The sequence below is a fragment of the Cupriavidus numazuensis genome (assembly GCF_905397435.1).
GTDB lineage: Bacteria > Pseudomonadota > Gammaproteobacteria > Burkholderiales > Burkholderiaceae > Cupriavidus > Cupriavidus numazuensis.
Window position 1 is genome coordinate 77,856 of the sequence record NZ_CAJPVI010000030.1, and the last position, 25,309, is coordinate 103,164.

A 25,309-nucleotide genomic window follows, 5' to 3' on the forward strand; every position below is an offset into this window, starting at 1 on the left:
CAATGACACTACCCAAACTCGTCAACGTCGAGATTAAGGTCAACGGGGTGATCCAGTCCCGGGATATCGAACCTCGCACGACGCTGGTTGACTTTATACGCGAGCACTTGAACTTGACCGGGACCCATGTGGGTTGCGAGCACGGCGTCTGTGGCGCTTGCAGCGTTTTGCTCGAAGGCGAGCCAGTGAGGTCTTGCTGCATGTTTGCTGTGCAGGCAGACGGGCTTTCCGTCACCACCGTCGAAGGGCTAGCGCCCGAACGCGGGTGCCTCAGCAAACTGCAAGATGCATTCTGCGAAACCCACGCACTGCAATGTGGCTATTGCACTCCGGGCATGCTCATTGCCTGCCACGCGTTGATCGAGCAGCATCCTAAGCCTGACGAAGCACAGATACGTGATGCGATCGGGGGCAATCTGTGCCGTTGCAGCGGTTATAAGCAGATTGTTGACGCAGTCAAGCTTGCGACTTCGCAGGAGGGCGATTGCTCTCCGGTGGGAAGCGCCTTGGCTGCGCAAAAGAAGACGGATACTGTGGGGGTGAACCATGGCTGAGCCGAAGCACGCCGCCTACCAGGGGTTCCGCTACATCGGAAAGCACCGCCGCGCGGTGGAGCACCGCCGGTTTGTCACCGGGCAAGGACGCTATGCGGCCGACATCCAGTTGCCCCGTCTTTTGCACGTGGCCATCGTCGCAAGTCCTCACGCCAGTGCCAAAATCCTGTCGATTGACGCGTCGCAAGCCCTGGCGGTTCCCGGCGTCCATGCGGTGCTGACCGGTGAAGACCTCAATCCGAACATCGATCCAATGTTGCCCGGCGTGGATGCGCCCAGCGTAACGCGGTTTCCTCTCGCCAGCGGAGTCGTCCGCTATGCCGGCGAATGGGTGGTTGCGGTCGTCGCTGAGAGCCGTGCACTTGCCGAAGATGCCAGTGAACTCGTCAACGTTGTGTACGAGGAAACGCCGCACGTTATTGACCTCGAAGGAGCGCTCGATCCTGAGTCACCGTTGGTTCATCCGTCTCACGGGTCGAACACAATCTGGCAACGAAAGTTTGTGTGGGGCGATGTCGATGAGCACTTTGCCGCAGCACAGCACCAATTGAGCTATCGCGTGCGCTGGGCACGCAACTCGACGGTACCCATTGAAACTTTTGTCGCGACTTGCTCGTGGAACGATGCGACGCAGATCCTGGATGTCTGGGCTTCTATCCAGATGCCCAAATACCCTGAGCTGCTGGCCAAGTGCCTGCGCTTGCCAGGCAATGGCGTTCGAGTGCACTACGACGTTGATGTCGGCGGTAGCTACGGGGTTAAGCGCGGCCTCAAGCACACCATTCTGGTGGGCTACCTTTCGCGCATGCTGGGTCGGCCCGTGCGGTTTATCGAGGATCGGCTTGAGAACATGCGCGGCGGTGATATGCAAGGGCCAGATCGCCAGTTCGATGTGACGTTGGCTTTCGATGGCGACGGTACCATCCGCTCGATGCGCATGCGCGCGGTGGACGATATTGGTGCTTACTCGGGCCGAGCGCCATTGCAATTGGGCAAGCCCGTTGGGGCCATCGTCGGGCCCTACCGTATCGCCAGTGCGGAGTATCACGCGATCTCGGTGATGACGAACAAGACGCCCCAGGAGGCTGTGCGCGGCTTCGGGCAAGCCCCCACCAACTACGCCCTTGAGACTGGCATAGACAAGGTAGCGCGTCATCTTGGCATGGACCGCATTGAATTGCGGCGACGCAACCTGATTGGCAAGGACGAGTTCCCGTATCTGATTCCGAGTGGTACTTACTACGATTCGGGCGACTACGAGACGGTGCTGGACCGCGCGCTGGAGGCAGCATCCTGGGACGAACTGATTAGGCAGCGGGATGCCCTTCGTGCCCGCGGCCTCTTGGCCGGCATTGGGGTCAGTACCTGTCTGGAACCATCAGGTGGCAACTCGGCGTTCGAGCCTCTGTTCAATCCGAAGAACAAGACGACCACCTGGATGGACTCATGCTTGGTCCGTATTGATCTCAATGGTGCAGTAACAGCGTTGATGGGTACGTCCACTTCGGGACAGGCGCACGAAACGCTTGTCTCTACAGTAGTGGGGGAGGTACTGCAACGCGAGCCGGACTCGATTCGGGTGCTGCATGCGGACTCGCTTAACGCACTGCCGTCGAACAGCCCGGTGGGTAGCCGTATGGCTATCATGCTTGGGGGAGCTGCAGCCGGTGCAGCGAAGATCCTGAAGGCCAAGCTGATGCGCATTGCCGGGCACAACCTTGGTTGCCCAGAGAGTGACCTTGTCTATGCGGACGGGCATGTGTCGGTCGGAGGGGACGAGAGCCGAAGCCTGCGGTGGGAGACTCTGGTGGAGATTGCCCACCGGTACTACCACCAGCTTCCTCCCGGCATGGAGCCGGGCTTGCAGGAGAAGTTCGTCTGGGAAGTGCCAACCGGAGGCCAACTACCGACGGAGGACGGTCGGGTGCAGATGTATCCGTGCCACTCGTTCGAGTCGCACGTCGTGCTGGCGTCGGTTGATCCGAAGACCGGCGCAACGACGCTACGCCGCTACGTATGCGGCCATGACTGTGGCGTGATGATCAGCCCTGATGTGGTGCACGGCATGACGTACGGCGGCATCGCGCACGGCATCGGCGCCGCTTTGATGGAAAAGTTCGCCTTCAGCGAGAACGGCCAACTGCTCTCGGGCACTTTCATGGATTACTTGCTGCCCAGCGCTCAGGAGGTGCCAGACATCACGATCGTCGATCACTGCACGCCATCACCGCTCACGGAGTTTGGCCAGAAGGGTTCGGGCGAGGCGGGCTATTTGGGAAGCGCAGCGGCCATCGCTGGAGCGCTAAATGATGCGCTGTCGATCATTGGGGCATCGATCGACGCGTTGCCGATGACGCCACAGGCGGTGTGGCGGGCCATCCAGTCGGCGAGCAATAACAGGAGTATGAATTGACATCGGAAATTGAAACTCGGGTTCTACGTGGGCCTGTCGGCGATATCGCAGCCCATTTGCAGGGACCCCTGCGGGGACAAGTTGTAGTGATGAGCCACTCCATCCTGTCGAGCAGCATGATGTGGGAGCATCAGGCAAAGTTGCTCGCCAAGCAGGGCTTTCGCGTGGTGCGGCTCGATACCCGTGGACATGGCGGCTCCTTCAGCGACACGAGCACTTGCACCATGGACGCCCTGGTGGACGACATCGTCGTGGCCATGGATGCGCTGGACATTGCGCACGCCCACTATGTCGGGCTGTCGCTGGGTGGGATGACCGGCTTCGGGCTTGGCATCCGCCATGCGGATCGGCTTTTGAGCCTGTGCATCTGCGATGCGAGAGCCGATGCACCTCCGGCGTTCGCGGCCCCCTGGGACGAACGGATTGCCGTTGCGCAGAAGGAGGGTAGTTGCGCACCCCTGGCCTCGCCGACTATTGAGCGTTGGTTCGGCAAGGCATTTGTCGAGTCCTACCCCGCCATCGCGAATCGCTTTCTCGATACGGCATCCAAGGTGCAGGTGGCCGGTTTCGTGGCGTGTGCACGGGCGATTCAACAGCTGAACTATCTGGGGGACGTAGGCAGTATCGCCTTGCCGCTCACCATGGTTGTCGGTCGCAACGATGCGCAGCTTCCACAAGCAATGCTCGAATTGCAAGGTCTAATTCCTGGCTCGGTCCTCGAGACGATTGACGGCGCTGGGCATCTGCCAAACATCGATCAGCAAGCCGCTTTCGATGTAGCTCTACTGCGACATTTTTCCCGTGTCGCGCAATAGGCTCCCCCCTAACTTTAAAGAGAACGTAGCATGCATGAACATCTGAAGATCGAACAGGACGGAAGGATCCTGCGTATCACGCTGAACCGGACCTCGGACAACGGCGTCTCGGACAGCATGGCCGCAGCCCTGTCCAAGGCCGTGCTGAGTGCCCATGAAACTTCCGACGTAGTGCTTCTGCGTAGTGCAGGTCCTGACTTCTGTACCGGCCGCATCCGCGACGCAGGGACAACGCCGCCCGCTACTGAGGCCTACGAGCGACGCCCGGAGTACGACTCGATCTTTAATAGCTACAAGGCCATCCGCCAAGCCCAGGTGCCGATTGTCGGTGTGGTGGAGGGGCGGTCGATGGGTTATGGCACCGCAATCGTATCGCTCTGTGACGTCAGCTTCGCCGCGGACACCGCCACGTTCAATATTCCCGAGATGGGCCACAACGTGATGCCCACCATGGTGATGTCGGCTGTCTATGATCGCATGAACCGAAACGCGATCCTCTGGATGACCTATTCGACTGACTTCATCGATGCGCAACGTGCAATGAGCTATGGGCTCGTCAGCACAGTCGTACCAGAGCAAAGCCTGCAAGCGGAGGTCGATCGCTTCATGGATCTCTTGCTCAGCCGCCCGCGGCCGGCAATTCTGGGTCTGAAGGAATACCTGCGCGTCGCGCCGAGGATGGACGACCAAGGGGCGATCGACTACGCGCGTACCCTGCATTCCATGGTCAACACCGCAACGGCGATGAAGAAGGCACATTGAATGACGTGTGAGCCGAATAGGCTAAGCACCGAAGAGATATGAACATTACTGGCCAACAAACCATTGCCGCGACACCCCAACTGGTTTGGGATGCGCTTAATAACCCCGAGATCCTCAAGCGCTGCCTACCCGGTTGCGAGTCAGTCGAGAGCTCGACGGCGGGCGAGTTCCTGATTGTGATGGCCGCGGCAGTCGGTCCGCTGCGGGCTCGTTTCAAAGGAACCCTGCGCATGACCGAGGCGAAGCCGCCGGAGTCCTGCGTCATGGTTTTCCAAGGTGAGGGGGGGGCGGTCGGATTTGGCAAGGGATCGTCGACGGTAAGCCTTGCCGCTGTGGCAGGCGGAACAGAGCTTGAATACACTGCAAAGGCTGAAATCGGCGGCAAGCTGGCGCAGGTCGGATCGCGATTGGTCGAGACAGTGGCTCGTAAGCTGTCGGACGACTTCTTCAAGGCATTCCGGCAACAACTGTCGCCAGCACCGTTGGCTTCGGTGCCCGCTCACGAATCGGTCCCGTCCACCGCGCCGCGGGACACAGAGGGTGCTGGATTTTCCGTTGATCGTCTGGCGGGAACTGGCGTTCCGCCCGAGGCGGCCATTGAGGCGGAAGCATCCGCGGCGGCAATGGTGAAGTTGGCCGGGGCGATAGCACCGGCGACCCAGTCTGAACATACGAACTCCAGCGCCAGGTCAGTATTGGTTCCAGGCTGGTGGCTCCTGGTAGCTGCTGCTTTCGGTTCGCTGGCGTCGCTTGCGGGAGGTTGCTGGTTACGCTGATAGGACTTGGTCGCGATTCACTGGCGTGTTGGAACGCACGCGAAGCGCGGGCAGGCTTGAGAGGCGTCGCCATTGATGTGCCGGAGCGGGCCTGGGGGGGCGGACTGGGTGCCGGGTACCATTGCAATGCTCGTTCGTGTTGCTTTCACGACAGCGGCAGCGGTGGCATTCCGGTCGGCTTGGGCCGGAAGAGCGCATACCTTGGCGCAGTAGTGCCTTTTTCAGGTGGACTGAGGATCCGGATAAAAAAGAGAGTCGGAGAGCCGCCAACCTACCGCAGCCCGGTTTCGCCCCGTGTTTGCCGAGCATGGGGCTCAGAAGAACGCCCGCTGCATTTGCATGAACCGCGGTTAGCCTAATCAACGCGCTCTTCAATATGGAAAACCTCGACTTAACTGTTCTCCGTACCCTTCGTGACTGGCGGCTTACAGGACGGCGGGCGATACTAGTTACCGTGGTACGCACCTGGGGTTCCTCGCCGCGACCAATTGGGTCAACCCTGGCACTCAGAGATGACGGAGTAGTAATCGGCTCCGTTTCGGGTGGATGCATCGAGGATGATCTTATAGACCGCTACACAAGTTGTAACCACAAAGGGCAGCCGATCTCCGTCACCGCGCCTACCATGGTGCGCTACGGAGTAAGCGCTGATGAGGCCCACCGCTTTGGCCTCCCCTGCGGGGGTACGATGGAATTGTTGCTGGAGCCGAATCCCGATGGCTTGTCGCTCGCGGATTTGGTCACAGGCTTAGAAGCCGGTCAATTGATACGGCGGCGGATAGATCTACGCGACGGCAAGGTCACGCTGGAGACAACTGGTGAACCGGAGGAACTGGCTCGTTCCGCTGACAGTCTTACAAACACCTTTGGTCCGGAATACCGGATGCTCCTAATTGGCGCAGGTCTACTGACCGAATACCTGGCCAGCATGGCCATCGCCAATGGCTTCACGGTTACGGTTTGTGACCCACGCGCGGAGCATCGGGCAACGTGGTCTATGCCAGCGGTAGCCGTACTTGCCGGTATGCCAGACGATGTCGTTGCGCAGTTTCGGCTCGATCGACGCTGCTGCGTAGTTGCCCTGACACATGATCCGAAGCTTGATGATCTGGCGTTGCTCGAAGCGCTCCACAGCGATGCGTTCTATGTCGGGGGAATTGGCTCGAGACGCAATTGTGCCGCGCGGCGCCAACGCATGATTGAGTACTTTGACGAAACCGAGGAATCACTTGCCAACCTCAGAGGCCCCATTGGCCTGTACATTGGCAGTAAGACTCCATCGGAGATTGCCACGAGCGTGATGGCCGAGATTCTTGCCGTAAAAAATGGTGTGATAGTGCCGCTGGAGATGCAAGTGGCCAAGGCGAAGGATTACCAGGCAAATGTAGAGCGAGAGGGCGCATTGACGCCGCTTTGAGATTCAGCAACGAGAATATCGAATCCCCTTTTTGTGATCACGTCGTCGGCGCCATTTTTTGCAGAATGCTGAATGGCTATCATGCAAAGTCAAAGTAAGACATTCCGGGAGACGTCTCTCACCTTGGCAAGCCTCCGAAAGGAACTCCAGGAGATCACCAAGTTAGTGCATCACCACGCCGTTGAGCGGGCTAGCGGTGACCAGGAAACTTACGTAGCGCATGTCACCGCTCTGCTCGACGAGCTATTTGAACGTTCCGATGCACAAGGGCGCGTTATATGTTTTGCAGCGGGAGTGGCGTTCGGGCTGTCCCTACGCCACCTGGCGGAACGGTGTAGAGAGGCGGCAATGCATACCGGATCTGACGCCGTCAGGATACTCTACTGGACAGCCGTTCGTCGCATACACGGGTCAAGGCGCTGATTCGAGACGTTGCTTCTTCAGTCACCCAATCTCTAAAAAGTTGAAAAGCTTTGCTTTCGGGTCTGGATGTCGGCCATATTAGGTAGTATCCGATTTCGCTACGCGCGACCAAATCGAATGGCGCGACCAAGGATCCATCTGCAAGGTTTTGACGCACATACGCGTGCTGTGCGATTGCAATACCGGCGTGGTCGATTGCCGCTTGGATGGCCAACGATACGTTACCGAACTTTAGATTGTGCGGCGCGTTGAAATCTCGTAAGCCGGCTCGCATTAGCCATGTATGCCAATCGTCAACGCGCCGTACAGAATGCAGCAGGGTAAATCTCCAGAGGTCCTGAGGAGCAATATGGCCTCCTGCCGCGTCAAGGAGCTTTGGGCTGCAGACTGGCAAAGGCTCGTCGTCAAAAAGGCGGATACCGGAAGTCCCCTGTGGTAGTTCATTGCCAACATACGAGCCCATATCATAGTCCTCTTGCCCGAAGTCGAGTTCGCGAAAGCTTGTCAGGATGAGGATGTCTATTTCTGGATGTGCGCCGTTAAATCGGGCTAGACGAGGCATTAGCCATCGCTCGGCTAACGATGGTAGGAGGCGAATCTTTAACGACGCAGTGCGTGGCTTGCGGGCAAGAGCATCTAGTGTCACGCTAATACGATCAAAGGCCTGGGTTAGGTGAGGTATCAATACTTCCCCCGCATCAGTCAATCCAATCGAGCGGCCAACGCGTCGAATCAACTCAACCCCGATTTGGTCTTCAAGGTTCTTTACCTGCTGGCTAATTGCGCCGGGGGTCACGCACAGTTCGTCGGCGGCCTTCGAAACGCTAAGGTGTCTTGCAGTCGCTTCGAATGCGCGCAAGCCAAGTAACGGTAGTTGAGAACGATTCATTGAGTTGCAGAACTCGCATAGTTGATCAGCAGCGGTGGAATTGGCGCCCGCCTTCGGGAAGTTCGCCTCCCAACCCGCTAACTCGAAGGCCTACCCCAATGGCTTGTTGCTTGCCTTAAAAGTGCCCAATGAGTATCTTGTGATGGCTATCTCCCTAGGCGGCTGTCGGCGTCCCATCGCAGCGATCACCCAACCCTGATAGCTCCTCAGACCTGCAACAGTTTAGTATAGCTAAATCACTAGCGCACAAATTCTGCATTGTCCGACGGGGCACATGGCTGTAGCGTTCTGGAAATGGAAAGGCACTGCTTGTCCTCCTTCACACCCAGATAGAATTTTTAGGGAAACTAAACAATGGAGCGTCGTCGCAAGTGCTGCTTTCACCTTGCGTTGTGCAAAAGGGAAAGCGGTTGGATTGCTCCGTCCGCGGGTCGAGTATGAGCTTGGTGCCAGATACCTCTGGCCTGGCGAATCGTCATGTGGCCAACGGTCAACCTCCTAGTCCAGGCTCATCCGCGGTGCTAAAGCCAAATGGGCAAGGTGAGGAAGAGGTGGAGCGTACCATCGGTGTTGTATTGGCTAGACGTCCTAGCGATCAATGAAGTTCGCATAGTGTCTGGCATGGCGCCGATTTCTGCACTCGGTAGCGGACTACTATAGGAGACAAGGTGGACCAGATATCTACTCCATACTCGTACTATCGGGGCGGGACAAGCAAAGCTGCGATCGTGCTGCGGAAGGATCTTCCGACGACCAACGATGCTGAGTTAAAAGCATGGATATTGGCCGCATACGGTTCGCCAGATCGACGTCAAATTGACGGCATTGGCGGCGCCGACATCCTTACAAGCAAATTTGCGGTGGTTGGACCTTCTAGCCGTCCAGATGCAGATGTGGATTACACATTCTTTCAGGTTGGCATCGACAGTTCAAAAGTTCTCACCGACCTGAACTGCGGGAACATTTCCGCTTCCATCGGGCCCTTTGCGGTTGATGCTGGGCTAGTGCCAGCAGTAGAACCCGTAACGCATGTACGGATACACGCCACAAATTTCGGAAATATTATTCACGCGTCCGTCCCGGTTCGGGACGGACGTGCTCAAGTTATTGGCACACAACATATCGACGGTGTACCAGGGTATGGCGCTCCAATTGCTCTGGATTTTAGGGAAACCGTTGGCGGGAAGACCGGAAAATTGTTGCCAACCGGGTCTGCATTTGACCGAATTGATGTTCCAGGAATCGGCCAGATGGATGTGAGTATCGTCGACTTGGCTAATCTGGTTTGCTACGTGAAAGCCGAAGATGTCGGTCTTGCCGCTAGCGATAATGTTGCCGATTTGATTGGCGACACCGAGTTGATGGACCGAATCGAGGGCATACGGCTGGCTTCCATTGTTGCGCTTGGCATGGCGCCAGACAAGGACTCGGCTGCTAGGCAGGGACTTGCTACACCCTGGGTATCCGTCGTTGGAGCGCCTGCGAATTGGCCTGATTTTGCAAGCGGCGAAACGCACCTTGCCAGCGAGTGCGACATCTCTGCGCGACTATTCAGTCGCAGGAATATGCACAAAGCATATCCGGGGACAGGTAGCGCGTGCTTGGCCGTTGCTGCGGAAATTGCAGGATCCATCCCACATCAGATGGCATCCCGGAATCGGTCGGCCGGTGACCCGCTTAGGATAGGCCATCCATGTGGTGTTCTCACGGTCAGAGCCAAAATCGGACCAAAAGTCGCGGGGCAACCAACTGTAGAAGAGGCAAGCTTGATACGTACCGCGCGGCGTATTGCGGACGGAAACTTATATGTGCCTGTCGACAAACTTCCGTGGCTACGTGTAGTTCAAGAATGATGTGTAGATATCGAAAGAATTTATTGGAATTAAGATGAATAAGGTATATCGTATTCAGGTATTTATCGGAATTATTCTGGCTACGTGTTTCAGCTTCGCCGCTGCGGCATACCCAGAGCGTCCTATTCGGATGATCGTCCCCTATCCGGCCGGTGGCATCGCAGACAATGTTGCGCGACGTTTGGCGCAGGAGATGGGTGCGTCTCTCAAGCAGACGATCATCATAGAGAATAAGCCGGGCGCAGACGGAATTATTGCCGTAAATTCGTTGAAATCATCGTCGGCGGATGGATATACCATCTTGATGGTAAGCGAGGCGCTGACCAGTTTGAATGGACTCGTCTATAAAAAGATCTCCTATGATACGTTTAAGGACATGGTTCCGATCGGTAAAATAGGAAATGTTGCGATTGTGCTATCGATATCGCCAAGCTTACCTGTGGACGATGTTTCTGGGCTCGTAAGCTATGCCAAAAAGAATCCAGGGAAGTTGAATTATGCTTCCTTGGGGAAGGGGAGTATTTCGCATCTCGCCGCAGAAATGTTGAAGGCGGAAGCTGGTATTGACGTGGTGCATGTTCCATATGCTGGTGGAAGTGCGATCCAGTTGGCGAAAATGAAGGGCGATATTCAGTACAGTTTCGGCGTATTAGGGTCTGACATGGAATATATTAAGAACGGGCGTTTGAAGGCACTTGCCGTGGCATCGGCACGTCGCTCATCGCTTGCTCCTTCGATTCCCACGTTGGCCGAGAGCGGATTTCCGGACTTTGACCTATCCTCAACAATTGGATTAGTGGCTCGAACGGGAACGCCGCAAGCCGCTATTGATCGGTTGAATGCATCGCTGAACTTGGTGTTGAAGGACCGCAATTTCGTTAACCGCCTTTCTGGATTGGGATTCGAAGCCGCGCCGCCGGCATCTCCCCAGGTCTACTGGGACGAGGTAACCATGCAATACTCGGTCTGGGGAAAATTTGTGAAGCGCTTTGGTTTTAAGATTGAATAGGACGATCCTGGCGTTTGCGTGAGCATGCTCAACCCGATTGGAGTTGGGCGAGCATCGATGGCTAGGCAGTAGTTCCCAGGAGGGGGCCCCCCGCGGCATAATAGATGTCGCCCCGATAGAATTTGAACCCTGGGGGGGGCGACCATCGCCGAGACGGTCGCCTACTATCGCGAGCGAAACATCGGATTGGTGATGTTCACGGTGGATTGCGAGGCGCAACTGGGACGCCGGCGCATTCCGAACGAGGAAATCGCACAGGCGGCTCGCGAGAACAGCGACATGATGGTCGCCTTTGCCAGCGTCGATCCACACAAGGGAAAGATGGGTGCCAGGGAGGCGGAGCGCCTGATCCGCGAGGAAGGTGTCAAGGGCTTCAAGTTCCTCCCGACCGTGCAGGGCTACCATTCCTACGACAGGATGGCCTGGCCGATCTATGAGGTCATCGACCATTACAAGCTGCCGGCGATCTTCCACACCGGTCACAGCGGCATAGGGTCCGGCATGCGATGCGGCGGCGGGCTTAGGCTGGCGTATTCGAATCCGACGAATTTGGATGATGTTGCCATCGACTTTCCGGACATGCAGATCGTCATGGCGGATCCCAGCTTTCCGTGGCAGGACGAGGCACTGAGCGTGGCCACACACAAGCCGAATGTTTGGATCGACCTCAGTGGCTGGAGTCCGAAATACGTTCCGAAGCAACTCGTGCATACGCCAACACCTTGCTGAGGGATCGAGTCCTATTCGGAAGCGACTATCCGCTGATTACCCCTGAGCGGTGGATGCAGGATTTCGAGCAGGCGGGCTTCAGGCCCGAAGTCATGCCAAGGATTTTGAAAGGTAATGCGGTCCGGCTGCTTGGCCTTGCTGAGTGATGGCGGTATTGCACGTGCGTATTGGCGGTGAGGGTTGCCAAGCTCGCCGAACAAGCCGCCTGTGGCTATGGGCAGCAATGCCGTTGCGGCGCGGAATGTACTCGGTCAGAACCGCTTCTTCAACGTATGCGACCCGTACGCGTGGACTTGGGATGCCCGGTAGCCTGCATGCTAAGTTCTGCGTACGGGTTTCTACCGATCGAGCCGTTCGGCTTTTAGGTCAATACTGTTGACATGAGAAACGTAGACATCATCAATTCCTCCTCGCGCGACGTCACAGAAGGCGCAATGCCGCCCGAGGCGCTTCCTTCACCGTCGCTCACAACCGGATTGCAAGTATTGGAGGCCATCCGGGATGGCCGCATGCCAGGATCGAGCATCTCGCACACTATGCCAATGCAGCTGACACACGTCGGCAGCGGCGAAGTAGCGATGATGGCCATGCCCGACACACGGCATATGAACCCATCCGGTATGGTGCACGGCGGTTTCGCAGCGACCTGTATTGACAGTGCTGCAGCACTGGCCCTGTTCTCATCGCTCGACGCGACGACTCCATACTCTACCGTCGACCTCAACATCACGTATGTAAGACCGCTTGCGCAAAACACCCAATACGTTGTGACTGGCCGTTTGAAGGAACGCACGAAGAGCTTGGGGCTTTGCAGCGCGGAAATCCGCGATGTCAACGACAAGTTGTATGCGTTGGGATCGGCTACGTTGATGATTAAGGCGAACTGAGCAGAACTTTTCGCTCATTGGCGGCCCATCCACCGTTAGGTGAATCACGCTCAGTGCTGAGCTAAATCAAACCATTCGGGCGAGCGTGATCATAATCTTGCGCCACGCTTTCTGTTCGGCGGCCGAAACGTTTGCTAGCGCGGCTTGCATGGCAGCAGCTTCTTGCCTTGAGGCAAGCAGTTCAATCTCCGCACCTTGTGACGTCAGGGACAGGATCTTCACACGATGCTCGATCTCGTCCCGTCTTGCTATGACATACCCCGCTTCCTGAAGGTGCTTCAAGGGGCGGTGTAGGGCCTGCTTTGAAACACCGAGAAGTTCGACGAGTCCGCCAACTGAAAGCCTCTCCGAGCGGGCGATCGCGTAGAGAATTCGGTGATGAACCCGAGTCAGTCCATAAGTCGCGAGAAGCTCATCCGCTTTCACGACAAGTCCACGGAACGCGAAATGCATGAGCAGTAGTGCACCATCGTCCGGATGCAACTGGCGCATTCCCGCTTTCGCAATGGAAGGAAGGTCGAAGATTGGATTGTCTTGTTTCATCGCAGGCACGTCATGAGAGCACGTTCATTTTAAGGCCGCTTCGGATCGCCGAATGCATTCACTGCAGCGATCTTGATGTCATCGAGTCGAGCCCCATCTTGGCTCAAAGCCCGGAGATGGAACTCTTGAAGCTGATCGCGTTCACGTGCCTGCGATGGCAATTGATCCTAGAGCGGGTCCAGTAGGACAGGCGGATCTTCAGGTTGGTTTCAATACCCGCAGCCGCAGAACCTCGATACTCGTGCGGCTCCGACTCTTACGAACCCCGGCCGGCCCTCTTTGGGAGTGTTGAGCCGGCAATCAGAATGCCGCTTATTATTTCATGCTGCGGATTGCGATTGCCGGTAGCGCCCAGGAGTTTGTCCAACGATCCGTTTGAACGCGGAATTGAAGGCCGCCTCTGAACCATAGCCGATGCTTTCGGCGACCGAAGCTATGCTTTTCCCTTCTCGCAGCGCGGCGCCCGCTTTTGCGATACGCCAATCGGTCAGATAATCGATGGGCGTCATGCCGACTAGCGTCCTGAAGCGCTCGGCAAACGTCGTGCGCGACATGGCCACCGCCGCCGCGAGCTCATCGACTTTCCAACGCCGGGCTACGTCCTCATGGATGAGGGCAAGGGCGGTCCCGATTTTTGGATCGGCCAGCGCGCCAAGCCAACCCGGCGTATGCGCTCCCGACGCCAAATATTCGCGCAGGACTTGCACAAGTACCATGTTTGCGAGGCTGGCCGCGGCAACCGATGCGCCCGGGCGGGGCCTCTCCGTTTCAAGTCGCAGCAGATCGAGCACGGTCCGCAGCGCCGGAGCCGTTTCAGAAGCAGCCGGAATATGGATAAGCGGCGGCAAGGACTTCAGCAAGAGTTCGCTGGTATCCGCGTCGAAGACGAAGCGACCTCCGGCTGCACTGACCTTCTCCCCGCATCGGCCATAACGCACGATCCCGTCTGCGCAAAGGTTCGTGGCAAGCACTTCACGGCCGTCGACAGGAGGAAGGGAAGGGTCGCTTCCAGTGCAATACGCCTGCCCTTGAGTCAACAGATAAAAATCGCCCGCCCTCAGCTCGACGGGCGGGGCGCCGTCTTCGAACCATAGCCAGAAAGCACCTTCCAGGACGCCACCGAACTTGATGTGTTCATAAGCAGAAAAGCGCAGCGACCAGGCGCCATGCACTTCCAGCCGTGCCGACAGCACGCTCTCGACTTTGAGCAGGTGAAAGACATCCGAGAGCGGGTCCATCCGAATCCGTACGATCGATAAATAAATACGTTGATTCGATTATAGATTAGACGGCCCGGCTAGACGAACATGGGATGTGCAGAGCGTGCGGGGGTTTGATGATTCTCGCCCGTTGGACAAGCGATGAGGAAAATATCATGTCGACAATCAAGGACAAGGTCGTTGTCATCACCGGTGCAAGCAGCGGAATCGGCGAGGCAGCGGCCCTGCTACTGGCGGAGCGCGGGGCGAAGGTGGTGCTGGGCGCACGTGGGGAGCCTCGGCTTCGCGACCTCGCCGATCGAATTGCCAAGGCGCGGGGACAATGTGCATGGGCATGCACGGACGTTAGGCGGCGAGAGGACATATCCCAACTCGTAGAACTGGCATGCGAGCGATTCGGTCAACTCGACGTGCTGATCAACAACGCTGGCGTCGGGCCGATTTCTCCTCTCGACGAGCTGCGCGTGGACGATTGGGAAGACATGATCGACGTGAACATCAAAGGCGTGCTGAACGGTATTGCAGCGGCGTTACCGCTCTTTCGTACGCAGGGCTTCGGTCACTTCATCAATACCGCGTCCACCGCCGCTCATCGCATCGCGCCGAACATGGCAATCTACGCCGCAACCAAGAGTGCCGTGCGCGTGATCTCGGAGGGGCTAAGGCAGGAGGCGGGAGACAAGCTGCGTGTCACGGTCATTTCACCCGGCTTCACGCGGACGAACTTTGCAGAGTCGGTCACCGACCCGGAAGCCAAGGCGCAAATCTCCGCCTCGATGGATAAATTCGCCATGCCGCCGGATGCCATTGCTCGGGCTATTGCGTTTGCAATCGAGCAACCGGCCGATGTTGACGTGGGCGAGATTATCGTCCGCCCCACGGCGCAGGGGTAGGTTGCTGCCGCCGCAGCCTGCATTATCCGCGATGGCTGGTAGCTGACATTTCAACAAATTGGTCGGGTCTTTCGCTTTGGCCGATGCGACGGGCATCGTCGACCTGTGAACGGCCGGAACCTGAAAGAAGCAAACACCTGGATGACAAGTCCACGACACTAACGGGACGGCTCTTCATGGCCCGTAGGCGCCGTCCGCGCTGCGCGGACGAGGTTACCGCCTCGAACTTCGGTTCCCGACCCTCAGCATTCTGCCGTTCGCAGAAAATTGAGCGGCCGGTTTGAGCATTCAATCGGCCGCCCGGTCCAGACCAGAACTCAGATCGAGCGACCACGCCAAAAAGCGGCACGGGTTAGCGTCTGGCGCTCACGCTTGATCCGGGCAAAGTTGGCAGGCTCGCGCCTCATGACAGAAAACCTGCGTTACGCAAGGCCTCCTCGGCGGCCTCATGGTCCTGGGCAGAGGTGCCGCCGGAGATACCGATGCCACCCACCAAACGCCCTTGATGCATGATGGGTACACCACCGCCCACCGGCATCAGGCGAGGATGGTGGGCCAGCGGGGCCACGGCGGGCTCGGCCATGTACTGGTTCCATTGATGCGTGGCCATGCCGAACGAGGCGGCGGTCCAGGCCTTGTCGATCGCCACGCTTGCAGTCAGAAACGGGGCGGTGTCCGCGCGCTCGAAGGCGCGCAGGTGGCCTCCTGCATCGGTAATGGCGATGGTCGCGGCGAACCCGCGCGCTTCACTGGCGCGGCGCGCCTCCGCCAGCAAGGCTTGTGCGGCTTCCAGGCTGATCGTTGCGGTGGTGACGACAGGGGATGTCATGGTGGGTTCCTTGTCAGATTGGCTCAGGGATTAGCGACTACGACTTTGCCGATCATGTTGCCGGCTTCGACCAGCGCATGCGCCTCGATCAAGCCCGCAGCGTTGATGCCATCAATGCGCTGGGTCAGGGTGTGCTTGATGTCGCCGCGATCGACCAGTTCGGCCACGCGGCGCAGCAAGGCGTGTTGTCGGGCGATGGTGTCGGTGGTGAACTTGGCGCGGGTGAACATCAGTTCCCAGTGAATCGAAATGGATTTCCCCTTGAACGGTCCGATGTCCAACTCCACCGGGTCGTCGATGAGGGCGAACTGCCCCTCGGGGCGCAGCACAGTGGCGATCTGCGGCACGTAGAGGGCGCTCTGGTTCAAGCCGACCACATGGGTGACGTGTTCGATGCCGAGCGCTGCCAATTGAGGCGCCCAAGGTTGCCGGTGATCAATGACGTGGTGCGCGCCATGCGCCAACACCCATTCACGGGTTTCCGGCCGCGAAGCCGTGCCGATAACGGTCATCCCCGTCAGCGTGCGCGCCAGTTGGGTCAGGACGGAGCCGACGCCACCGGCAGCTGCGGTGATCAGCAGTACGTTGTTGTCGGTCGGATCGGCAGCCTGAACACGTAGACGGTCAAACAGCAATTCCCAGGCAGTGATCGCTGTCAGCGGCAGCGATGCGGCTTCCGCGAAATCCAGCGATGCCGGCATGGGACCGACGATGCGTTCGTCCACGGCATGCAGTTCGCTGTTGCTGCCAGGCCGCGTAATGTCGCCGGCATACCAGACACGGTCACCTGGCTTGAAGCGGGTGGCCAACGGTCCGGTAGCGCGGACAATTCCCGCTGCGTCCCAGCCGGCGATACGCGCGTGTCCCTCGGGAATGTCTCCGCCCCGCCGGATTTTGGTATCGACCGGGTTGACGGACACCGCTTTGACTTCCACCAGCAGGTCGTGGTCGCGCAGTTCAGGCGTCGGCGACTCGATGTCTTGCAGCGCCTGCGGATGGCTGATGGGATGGTTCCGATAGAAGCCGATGGCTTTCATACAAGTGCTCTCCAGGGAATGCATGAAGGCCATGGTATCTTTCTGCAATATGCAGATAAACAAGCGACGCGCCCAAACACTTTCGGCATTCCAATGAAAATCATCCGCCTCGATGACGTGCAAATCTTCGTGCACACGGCCGACGCTGGCAGCTTCTCGGAGGCGGCACGCCAACTGAACATCGCGCCAGGGCAGGCAAGTGCGTCCGTGCAGCGACTCGAAAAGGCGCTGGACGCCCGCCTGTTCACACGTTCCACGCGCAGCATGCAACTCTCAGAGGCTGGGGAGCGCTACCTGCCGCATGCGCGGATCATGGTTGGCGCGCGGGAGCAAGGCGAACAGGCTCTGGCCGGCGGTCGGGAAACACTATCCGGTCCGCTGCGGCTATCTGCTCCGTCCGATTTCGGGAGAAATCTGCTACTGCCGTGGCTCGACGTCTTTCAGCACCAGCACCCCGGTTTATCGCTGCACCTGAAGTTGAGCGACCGGGCGGCCGATCTTATCCGCCAGCCGCTGGATTTCGCGGTGCGCTACGGGGCGCTGCCGGATTCATCTCTTCTGGCTATCAAATTGCTCGACAACAACCGACGTGCGTTGTGCGCTGCACCGTCGTACATCGAACAACATGGCGCACCGGCCAAAGTCGATGACCTGCGGCGACACAACTGCCTTCGGTATATCTGGAGCGAGCAGATCCATGAACGCTGGCGCTTTACCCTACCCGGCGGCGACCGCACCGTGGCGGTCACAGGGAATCGCGTCAGCGACGATGCCGATGCGGTGCGTCGCTGGGCGATCGCTGGTGAAGGCCTGATCTATAAATCGCGACTGGATCTCGTCAACGACCTGAAGACCGGACGATTGGTAGAGATATTTCCGCAGGATTATGGCGAGCCAGCGCCACTGCATTTGATTTGCGCTCACCGTGCGCAACTGACGCCCGCAATTAAAGCGCTGAGTGCCTTCCTACGGGAACGCTGCATCGCCCTGCTCGCAAGCTACTCCATGGAAGGCTCGCCATCCAAGTAACACAGTGCCCACTGACTCATGCTGAATCTTGATCGGCGCGAGGCTTCTTCAACGACTTCAACAACAACACTGTTGAAGATCAGAGATCGTGCGACTGGTGCTCACCATATGCGCGACTAATTACACGGGCCCAAAGCTCTGATTTCTATCCGGATTTCGTCCGCAAGTACGCTTTTCGGCAGTTGCGGAAAGGCAACGCCAACGCCATGAATGCTCAGCATTTGTGAGACTACGTCGAACTAGCCAAAATCGCAGCTGCTTCGCAGCGCGTGCGAAACGCCCCACAGGAACGCTGTTTTGCATTGAAAAGCTACAGTCGCATCAATGATGAGCGTGAAAAAGCCACGGTCGCATGAATGATGAGCGCGGGTCGCACGAATTACGATCTTCAACAGCACGATCAGCGTTCTCCGGAGAATGCCAGAAAACACAATTAACCGACAGGCTCACAAACCCCGCAACCGATAGAGCCAGCAGGGCCAGGGGTTTGCTGTCAGCGGCATTCCCCGCCTACACGGGCCATGAGATGGAGCTCCACTGTGCAGTCACCGAAGACGACCTTGCTAGCAGCAACAATTTGCCTACCCGGCCCACGGCCAGGCTTGCTCAGGTTGTAGTCGGTCCTTCTTTCCTTGCCCGCTTCTTAGCAGCCGGCGCCCGCGGCCCCGCGCTTGGCAGCCGGGCACGGGGTTCCCATTCCGCAGCGACCATTTCACGAGCGGTTTCGCGCAACAATTCCCGCAGCCAGACAATGGCCGGATCGCTCTCCTGGTACTTCTGCCATTGCAGGTGCTCGGAGAATGCAGGCAGGTCGATCGGGCACGTCACGCGCCGCAGGCCAAATCGCTGGGCCATCTGTTCAGCCAGCCGCGTGGGCAGGGTCGCAATGCGGTCCGTGCCCGACAAAAGCGCTGGGACAAGTGTGAAGCTGGGTGCGATAACGTCTTGGCGCCGGGTGCGCTTACCCGTGGCGATCAGCCGTGAATCGAAGGTCACGCGCCGCCCGCCGCCCCATTCCACGCCGATGTGGGCCGCATCGAAGTAGGTCTCGACCGTCAGGCCATCCTGTCCGACGGTGCTGTCGGCGCTGACGAGGCAAGAGAACGTGTCCTCGAACAGCGGCTCGGACGGGTGCCCCGGCACCATGGCAAACTCCGGCGCGATCAGCAGCTCGGCCTCGCCGCTCTCCAGATGCTCGGGCGTCTGCGGGCTGATCGCGCGCAGGTCGAACTGCATTAGCGGGGCCGCTTCAGCCGCGCGCCGGATCACCTGTGACAAAAAGACGCTGATCACGTAGTCGGACGACTCGATGATGAAGCGGCGCGTCGACGTGGCCGGGTCGAAGGACGGCCGCGCCCGCGTGATGGTCTGGATCTGCAGCAGTACATCACGCACCGGCTTCCTGAGCCCCAGGGCCAATGGCGTCAGCACCTGAGTCTTGCCGACGGCCACCAGTAGGTCGTCCTCGAAATACTCGCGCAGCCTGGCGAGCGAGCAGCTGGTGGCGGGCTGGCTCAGGAACAGCCGCTCCGCGGCCTTGCCCACGCTACGCGTCGAAAGCAAGGCGTCGAGCACCACGAGCTGATTCAGGTCCAGTTTGTTGAAGCGCATGGGCGATCTTTGATTCACCGAATGGATGTACCGAATTTAAACAATAAATTTTGTAAATGTCATCATCGGGCCAATAATCCGACCCACACGGCGACGCAGGCCGGGACCAACGAAAAGAAACGGAGACACACAGTGATTCGAGAGCCTCTTAGAGAGCCCGCCAGAGCGATGCCCCAATGGGGCTTGGTGGCCACCCTGACGCTGGTGACGATGCTGGCGCAGATCGACAAGAACATTCTTGTGCTGATGGTCGGCCCCATCCAGCGCGAGTTCGGCGTTAACGATCTCCAGATCAGCTACCTGATTGGCGCTGCCTTCGCCATTTCGAATATCGCGGTGGGGCTGCCGGCGGGCTGGCTGGCCGATCGCTACAACCGCCGGGTGATCGTGGCGGTGGGTGTGCTGGTGTGGTCGATCGCGGTGGCCGCCAATGCCGCGGCTGTCGCGTTCATCACGCTGGTGGTCGCGCGCATTGTGGTGGGCGGTGCTGAGGCGCTGATTCCGCCCTCGTCATACTCGCTGATCCGTGACGGAGTTGACGACCAGCGGCGCGCGCGAGCGCTGTCCGTGTACACCATGGCCCTGATGCTGGGCACCGGTCTATCCCTTGTGCTTGGCGGCCCCATGCTCCATTGGATCGCATCGGCAGGCATCCGGACCATTCCGTTGATCGGGCCGGTACCGCCCTGGCAGATGACGCTGTTCCTGATCGGCATTGCCGGGCTTCCCGTGGGCCTGCTGATCTTCCTGTGTCGCGATCCGGGCCGTCCATTGAGCGAAGCCCATGGCGGCAAGCCGAGCACCAGGGCCGCGCTCCGGCATCTCGCCGACAACAAGTCCCTGTTCTTGCCGCTGGTGGCCTTTGCGGTTTGCAATGCCATGATCACCTACGGTCTGGGTGCGTGGATCCCGACCATCGTGGCTCGCCGCTTCCAGCTTGGCATGGGCGAGATCGGACTGATCCAGGGCGGCCTGCTACTCACCATGGGGCCGCTGGGGCTGTGGCTCGCAGGCCTGGCCATGGATGCGCGCGCTTGCGCCAATCGGCTTTCCGGCGTGGCGCTGGTTGGCATGGTCGTGAGCATCGCCGTGCCCTGCCTCGGGGTCATGCTTTGCGTGGCTGGCACGCCGACTGCCTTCTGGCTGCTGGACGCCATGGTCGTGCTGTTCTCATGGACCTTCATGGCCGTCACCTCGACCATCGTGGCAAGGACGGTGCCGACCACCGCGGTCGGGCTGGTCATGGCGATCGTGCTGGTGCTCAACGGGCTCATTGGGCAGGGCCTCTCGCCCACCCTGATCGCGTTGGCGGGCAAGCATGTCTTCGACGCCCGCTCGGATGCCCTGGCGCATGGCATGGCCCTGGTGTTTGCCTGTGCCGGCGTGCTGGCGGTGGCGGCGTCAGGCTGGATGTACCGGTCATTGCTGCACGCCGAGGCGGAAGGCGGGCTGTCCGCCACCCCTGCGCAAATCCCCTCCCGCTAGTACCCATCCCATAGACGGATTGAAGAAGCCGGCTGTCAACCGACGGCCGCGCAGGGCGGCGTGCGCCCGGAAATATCGAGAAAGAAGACTCGGAGACACAGGAATGAGGAAGGCAGCTTTGTCGCTGGTCAGCGCCACCATGTTGGCGGCCGGCCCCCTGCCCGCAAGGGCCCAATCGTCGGTCACGTTGTCGGGCCTGCTAGGGACCGGCGTGTCCTACACCACCAATGCCGGCCCTGGCGGGGGCGGGCAGTTCCAGCTCAGCGGTACCCATGCCGTGCCCTTTATCGCCATGTCCGGCAAGGAAGCCATTGACAGCGACATGGCCGCGATCTTCCGGATCAGCAAGTATGTGTTCCTGGATACCGGTAACTCCACGCCGTTCGAGAGCTATGTCGGAGTGAGCTCCAACGCCCTGGGGACCATCACGCTGGGGTCCACCTATGACCTACTGGCCGACCTGGTCCCTCTCACCTCCGAGCGCTACACGTCGCTGCTGGCCACGCACCCCGGCAACTTGGACCGGACCGTGGGCAACGCGCTTAACAGCACCGTCAAGTACAAGTCGCCGCTGTTCGGCGGACTGCAGTTCGGCGCCATGTACGCGTTTGGGAACGCCAGCTCTGCAACCAATACCGGGCGCGCTGTCGGCGCCGAAGTCAGCTACTCCAGCGGCCCGATACAGGGCGCTGTGGTCTGGGAGTCGGTCAACGGCGTGCCCTACGCACCGGGCCAGAAGTTGGGCATCACGCGACTGTATGGGATCGATTTCAGCAGCAATCCCACCGCCGCGATTCTGCAGAACCAGAACACGGCTAGCGCTGGCATTGCCTATGTCGATCACGGCTGGCGCGTAATGGGCAACTACAGCTATACGCGCCTTGAAGCCGCGGGCGTTAGGGAGACCGCTCAGTCGATCGATGTGGGCGCGTTCAAGTACGTCACCGCACAACTGCGCGTTGGCGGCGGCTATTCCTACACCACCCTCGATCCGTACCAGTGGCACCAGTTTCACGCGCATCTCGACTACGCCCTGTCCAAGCGTACCAGCCTCTATGTGCTTGGTGTGCTCCAGGTTGCCGGCTCCGGCCAGCTTGCGGTGATGCGCAACCAAGCGCCTGCCACGTCTTCCCGCCAGATGGTGCTGGAAGCTGGCATGACCCATCTGTTCTGAGTGGAATCACTGGGCTTCGCCCAGGTTTCGGCCAATGCCGTTGAAGGAGAAAATGCAATGCAGTGGGATGTGATCGTAGTGGGCGGCGGGCCTTCCGGCCTGACCATGGCGGCGGAGCTGGCCGGGTCTGGTGTCAGGACGCTTGTGCTGGAGCGCCGCACCGATGGTGTCCAGTCGCGCGCCGGCACCATCATGCCCCGCGTCCTGGAGTTGTTGGATGCGCGCGGCATCGCGCATCGGTTTATCGAGAAGACGCGCGCGATCTCGAACTATCCGTTCCGGCCCTCGCATATCTGGGCGGGCTTCCATCCGATCGACTGGAAGCATCTGGAATCACGCTTCGGCTTCACGCTGGGACTGCCCCAGAACCACACCGAGGAAATCCTCGGGGCCTGGGCCGCGGAATGCGGAGCGGAGATTCGGACAGGCATGGAAGTCCTTGACGTCCATCAGTCGGACGACGCAGTCGAGATCGATGTCCTGGATGCGGCGGGAACCGTCGCCACGTTGCATGCCCGCTATGCGGTCGGCGCGGATGGCGGGCGCAGCGTCGTGCGCAACCGGCTCGGCCTGCCGTTCGAGGGGCACTCCGGCACCTTCCGCGGGATTGTCATCGATGCGGAGCTGCATGCCCCGTGGCCCGGTGGCCGCGTCAATGTCGACAACGAGATGGGCTGGGTGCGCGGCTACGTGTTCGGCGACGGGGTCACCCGCTTCAATATCGTCCACCGCGACCGGCGCCACGCGCCGAAGGACGAGCCAGTCACGCTGGAAGAAGCGCTGCAATGCATCCGCGATGTGCACGGCACCGACTACGGCATTCGCTCCTTCCGCTGGGCATCCCGCTTCGACGACCAGATGCGCATGGTGTCCAGCCTGCGCAAGGGACGCGTCTTCTTGGTTGGGGAATCGGCACGCATCCATTACCCGGCCAGCGGCGTAGGCATGAACTTCTGCCTGCAGGACGCCTTCAACCTGGGCTGGAAGCTGGCCAACGTCGTCAACGGCGTGGCGGACCCGTCCACGCTTGATACCTATGATGCGGAGCGGCTGCCGGTCATGCACGCCCTGCTCGAGAGCGTCAAGGCGCAGTGCGCGCTTCAGTTCAACTTCGAGCCGGACGCGGTGGCGCTCAAGCGCCGCATGCAGGAACACATCATTCCGCTGCCCGATGTCCAGCGCAAGCTGGTCCTGGAGCTGAACGGCCTGGAGGCGCCCTATCCGCGCGCGCCCGGCAGTCATTCGCTGACGGGGCAGCGGTGCCCGGACCTCGACCTGCTCCTGCCGGACGGCAGCGCCGTGGCGGTGACGCAGACGCTTAGGGAACGGCGCTTCGTGCTGCTCGACCTGGAAGGTTTCAGCCGGCAGTTCGCGGCGCTGAACCTGTCCGGATGGCCGGTCACCGTGCTGGCTGCGCGCGCGGCAAGGATTCCCGCGTCGATGGAAGGTGTGAAGGCACTGTTGCTGCGCCCGGACGGCTACGTAGCCTGGGCCGCAACGGACGTCGCGCAGGCTGCCGAGGCAGAAGCGCAACTGGCGAAATGGCTGAAACGGTGAAGCGATGAACGAACGACGACTGCTGCTTACCGGGGGCTGGATTCTCAGCATGGATCCGGCGATCGGAGATCTACGCCAGGGCGATATTCTGATCGAAGGCGACCGGATTGCCGCCGTGGCCCCGCGCATCGAGGCCCCCGAGGTCCAGCGCATCGACGCGGCCGGCATGATCGTGCTACCCGGCTTTGTCGACACGCATCGCCATACCTGGCAGAGCTGCGTCAGGCACCGCTATGCCGACATCGATCCGCAGATCTACTTCGCCGAGATGCTGGGGGCCACCGGCGCGGCATTCCGGCCGGATGATGTCTATATCGGCACCATGCTGGGCGCGGTGTCCGCGTTGGACAGCGGCATCACCACGATGCTCGACTGGTCACACGTGCAGAACTCTCCCGAGCACGCCGATGCCGCGGTTCTTGGCCTTCGCGATGCCGGCATCCGCGGCATATTCGCGCACGGCTGGCCGTTGGTCGAAGGCGCCTCATGGATGTTCGACAGCCAGCGCGGCCACCCGGAGGATATTCGCCGCTTGCGGGAACGCTACTTCTCGACCGACGACCAACTGCTGACGCTCGCGATGGCGGCACGTGGCCCGGAAATGGCGTGCCGCGAGGTCTGGCTTCGCGATCTGCGCCTGGCGCGCGAGCTGGGCATCCGCTCATCCATCCATATGGGCGCCTATGCGCGCAACGGGACCGCAAGGGGCATTGCGCAGATGCATGAAGCGGGCGTGCTGGGCGATGACCTAACCTTCGTGCATTGCTGCTGCTCTGGCGAAGATGAGATCGCCATGATGGCTGACGCCGGCGTAAGCGCGTCGCTCGGCGTACATTGCGAGCTGAATGCGCAGGGCATTGGCGACCTCCCGCTGGACCGGATGCTTGCGGTTGGCATCCGGCCCAGCCTGAGCGGCGACACCGAGACCAAATGCTCGGGTGACATGTTCACGCAGATGCGCCATGCCTTTGCCTACTACCGCTCCTGGATGGGCGGCAACCATTCGCGTGTGGCCAATGCACCGGCGACGCTGTCGATGCGCGATGTGCTGGAGTTCGCGACCGTGGCGGGAGCCAGGGCCAACGGCCTGGACCACAAAGTCGGCTCGCTGACGCCAGGCAAGCAGGCCGATATCGTCATGATCCGCGGCGATGACCTGAACCTCGCGCCGGTGTCGGATGCCGTCGGCGCGGTGGTGCTGGCGGCGCATCCGGGAAATGTGGATACGGTGTTCGTAGCGGGCCGCACGGTCAAGCGCCATGGACGCATGACCGGTGTCGACGTGGACATGCTGCGCCACCGCGCAGCAGCATCTCAACACTACGTGCTCGGTCTGCGATGAAGACGCGCACCATGTCCGTCCCGCTCGATCCGGAACTGGCGGCCATCGTCGCGGCAATGCGC

The 25,309-nt window shown here is 59.8% G+C and carries 21 protein-coding genes and 1 pseudogene; 16 read left to right on the top strand and 6 right to left on the bottom strand.

What is annotated here, in order from left to right; all coding sequences use genetic code 11:
• Positions 1 to 2: 2 nt before the first annotated feature.
• The 6 genes from KHO41_RS22875 to KHO41_RS22900 all read left to right on the top strand — a co-directional run bounded on the left by KHO41_RS22875 (position 3) and on the right by KHO41_RS22900 (position 6,737).
• Positions 3 to 554, top strand: coding sequence for a (2Fe-2S)-binding protein (locus KHO41_RS22875; RefSeq protein WP_211955569.1), 552 nt, complete (start codon positions 3 to 5; stop codon positions 552 to 554).
• Complete coding sequence (locus KHO41_RS22880) at positions 547 to 2,967, top strand: xanthine dehydrogenase family protein molybdopterin-binding subunit (RefSeq protein WP_211955570.1); 2,421 nt, start codon at positions 547 to 549, stop codon at positions 2,965 to 2,967. The genes KHO41_RS22875 and KHO41_RS22880 overlap by 8 nt, the downstream gene beginning before the upstream one ends.
• An 89-nt stretch (positions 2,968 to 3,056) precedes the next feature.
• Positions 3,057 to 3,782 (top strand): alpha/beta fold hydrolase, encoded by a 726-nt coding sequence (locus KHO41_RS22885; protein WP_211955571.1) that lies wholly within the window; start codon positions 3,057 to 3,059, stop codon positions 3,780 to 3,782.
• A gap of 30 nt (positions 3,783 to 3,812) precedes the next feature.
• Positions 3,813 to 4,544, top strand: a complete 732-nt coding sequence (locus tag KHO41_RS22890; protein ID WP_209761500.1) for an enoyl-CoA hydratase/isomerase family protein — start codon at positions 3,813 to 3,815, stop codon at positions 4,542 to 4,544.
• A 38-nt stretch (positions 4,545 to 4,582) separates the two neighbouring features.
• Entirely contained in the window at positions 4,583 to 5,320 is a 738-nt protein-coding gene (locus KHO41_RS22895; RefSeq protein WP_211955572.1) for an SRPBCC family protein, read from the top strand.
• 376 nt (positions 5,321 to 5,696) lie between these two features.
• A complete protein-coding gene (locus tag KHO41_RS22900; RefSeq protein WP_211955573.1) occupies positions 5,697 to 6,737 on the top strand; it encodes an XdhC family protein in 1,041 nt (346 codons plus the stop codon).
• A gap of 370 nt (positions 6,738 to 7,107) precedes the next feature.
• Here KHO41_RS22900 and KHO41_RS22905 read toward each other — a convergent pair whose 3' ends face one another.
• The gene (locus KHO41_RS22905; protein ID WP_211955574.1) at positions 7,108 to 8,049 is read right to left on the bottom strand and encodes a LysR substrate-binding domain-containing protein; all 942 of its coding nucleotides are present in this window, start codon (positions 8,047 to 8,049) and stop codon (positions 7,108 to 7,110) included.
• A 668-nt stretch (positions 8,050 to 8,717) separates the two neighbouring features.
• On the opposite strand from KHO41_RS22905, the gene KHO41_RS22910 reads away from it, so the two are divergent.
• From KHO41_RS22910 to KHO41_RS22925, 4 genes and pseudogenes are all read left to right on the top strand, one after another.
• Positions 8,718 to 9,902 carry a PrpF domain-containing protein gene (locus tag KHO41_RS22910; protein ID WP_211955575.1) on the top strand — a complete coding sequence of 395 codons (1,185 nt, stop codon included), beginning with the start codon at positions 8,718 to 8,720 and terminating at the stop codon, positions 9,900 to 9,902.
• A gap of 34 nt (positions 9,903 to 9,936) precedes the next feature.
• Positions 9,937 to 10,911: a Bug family tripartite tricarboxylate transporter substrate binding protein gene (locus KHO41_RS22915; RefSeq protein WP_211955576.1), complete on the top strand. Its 975-nt coding sequence runs from the start codon at positions 9,937 to 9,939 to the stop codon at positions 10,909 to 10,911.
• A gap of 141 nt (positions 10,912 to 11,052) precedes the next feature.
• A pseudogene (locus KHO41_RS22920) lies at positions 11,053 to 11,786 on the top strand (amidohydrolase family protein); the annotation flags it as partial.
• Positions 11,787 to 12,020: 234 nt separating this feature from the next.
• Positions 12,021 to 12,527: a PaaI family thioesterase gene (locus KHO41_RS22925; protein WP_244873974.1), complete on the top strand. Its 507-nt coding sequence runs from the start codon at positions 12,021 to 12,023 to the stop codon at positions 12,525 to 12,527.
• A gap of 66 nt (positions 12,528 to 12,593) precedes the next feature.
• Here KHO41_RS22925 and KHO41_RS22930 read toward each other — a convergent pair whose 3' ends face one another.
• Both KHO41_RS22930 and KHO41_RS22935 read right to left on the bottom strand, forming a co-directional pair.
• The gene (locus KHO41_RS22930; RefSeq protein WP_211955577.1) at positions 12,594 to 13,070 is read right to left on the bottom strand and encodes a MarR family winged helix-turn-helix transcriptional regulator; all 477 of its coding nucleotides are present in this window, start codon (positions 13,068 to 13,070) and stop codon (positions 12,594 to 12,596) included.
• Positions 13,071 to 13,390: 320 nt separating this feature from the next.
• Positions 13,391 to 14,308 (bottom strand): AraC family transcriptional regulator, encoded by a 918-nt coding sequence (locus KHO41_RS22935; RefSeq protein WP_211955578.1) that lies wholly within the window; start codon positions 14,306 to 14,308, stop codon positions 13,391 to 13,393.
• A gap of 137 nt (positions 14,309 to 14,445) precedes the next feature.
• On the opposite strand from KHO41_RS22935, the gene KHO41_RS22940 reads away from it, so the two are divergent.
• Positions 14,446 to 15,183 (top strand): SDR family oxidoreductase, encoded by a 738-nt coding sequence (locus KHO41_RS22940; protein ID WP_211955579.1) that lies wholly within the window; start codon positions 14,446 to 14,448, stop codon positions 15,181 to 15,183.
• 403 nt (positions 15,184 to 15,586) lie between these two features.
• On the opposite strand, the gene KHO41_RS22945 is transcribed toward KHO41_RS22940, so the two are convergent.
• Both KHO41_RS22945 and KHO41_RS22950 read right to left on the bottom strand, forming a co-directional pair.
• Entirely contained in the window at positions 15,587 to 16,012 is a 426-nt protein-coding gene (locus tag KHO41_RS22945; RefSeq protein ID WP_211955580.1) for a GlcG/HbpS family heme-binding protein, read from the bottom strand.
• Between the two features lie 23 nt (positions 16,013 to 16,035).
• Positions 16,036 to 17,049 (bottom strand): zinc-binding alcohol dehydrogenase family protein, encoded by a 1,014-nt coding sequence (locus KHO41_RS22950; protein WP_211955581.1) that lies wholly within the window; start codon positions 17,047 to 17,049, stop codon positions 16,036 to 16,038.
• A gap of 99 nt (positions 17,050 to 17,148) precedes the next feature.
• Here KHO41_RS22950 and KHO41_RS22955 point away from each other — a divergent pair, with 99 nt between their 5' ends.
• A complete protein-coding gene (locus tag KHO41_RS22955; RefSeq protein WP_211955602.1) occupies positions 17,149 to 18,078 on the top strand; it encodes a LysR family transcriptional regulator in 930 nt (309 codons plus the stop codon).
• Between the two features lie 606 nt (positions 18,079 to 18,684).
• Here KHO41_RS22955 and KHO41_RS22960 read toward each other — a convergent pair.
• Positions 18,685 to 19,689 (bottom strand): LysR family transcriptional regulator, encoded by a 1,005-nt coding sequence (locus KHO41_RS22960; RefSeq protein WP_011295978.1) that lies wholly within the window; start codon positions 19,687 to 19,689, stop codon positions 18,685 to 18,687.
• 186 nt (positions 19,690 to 19,875) lie between these two features.
• Here KHO41_RS22960 and KHO41_RS22965 point away from each other — a divergent pair, with 186 nt between their 5' ends.
• The 4 genes from KHO41_RS22965 to KHO41_RS22980 all read left to right on the top strand — a co-directional run bounded on the left by KHO41_RS22965 (position 19,876) and on the right by KHO41_RS22980 (position 25,247).
• Positions 19,876 to 21,174: an MFS transporter gene (locus KHO41_RS22965; protein WP_244873978.1), complete on the top strand. Its 1,299-nt coding sequence runs from the start codon at positions 19,876 to 19,878 to the stop codon at positions 21,172 to 21,174.
• Between the two features lie 103 nt (positions 21,175 to 21,277).
• Positions 21,278 to 22,348: a porin gene (locus KHO41_RS22970; protein ID WP_211955583.1), complete on the top strand. Its 1,071-nt coding sequence runs from the start codon at positions 21,278 to 21,280 to the stop codon at positions 22,346 to 22,348.
• 57 nt (positions 22,349 to 22,405) lie between these two features.
• On the top strand, positions 22,406 to 23,905 hold the full coding sequence (locus KHO41_RS22975; protein WP_211955584.1) for an FAD-dependent monooxygenase: 1,500 nt from the start codon (positions 22,406 to 22,408) through the stop codon (positions 23,903 to 23,905).
• 4 nt (positions 23,906 to 23,909) lie between these two features.
• Positions 23,910 to 25,247 carry an amidohydrolase family protein gene (locus KHO41_RS22980; protein ID WP_211955585.1) on the top strand — a complete coding sequence of 446 codons (1,338 nt, stop codon included), beginning with the start codon at positions 23,910 to 23,912 and terminating at the stop codon, positions 25,245 to 25,247.
• Positions 25,248 to 25,309 lie beyond the last annotated feature (62 nt).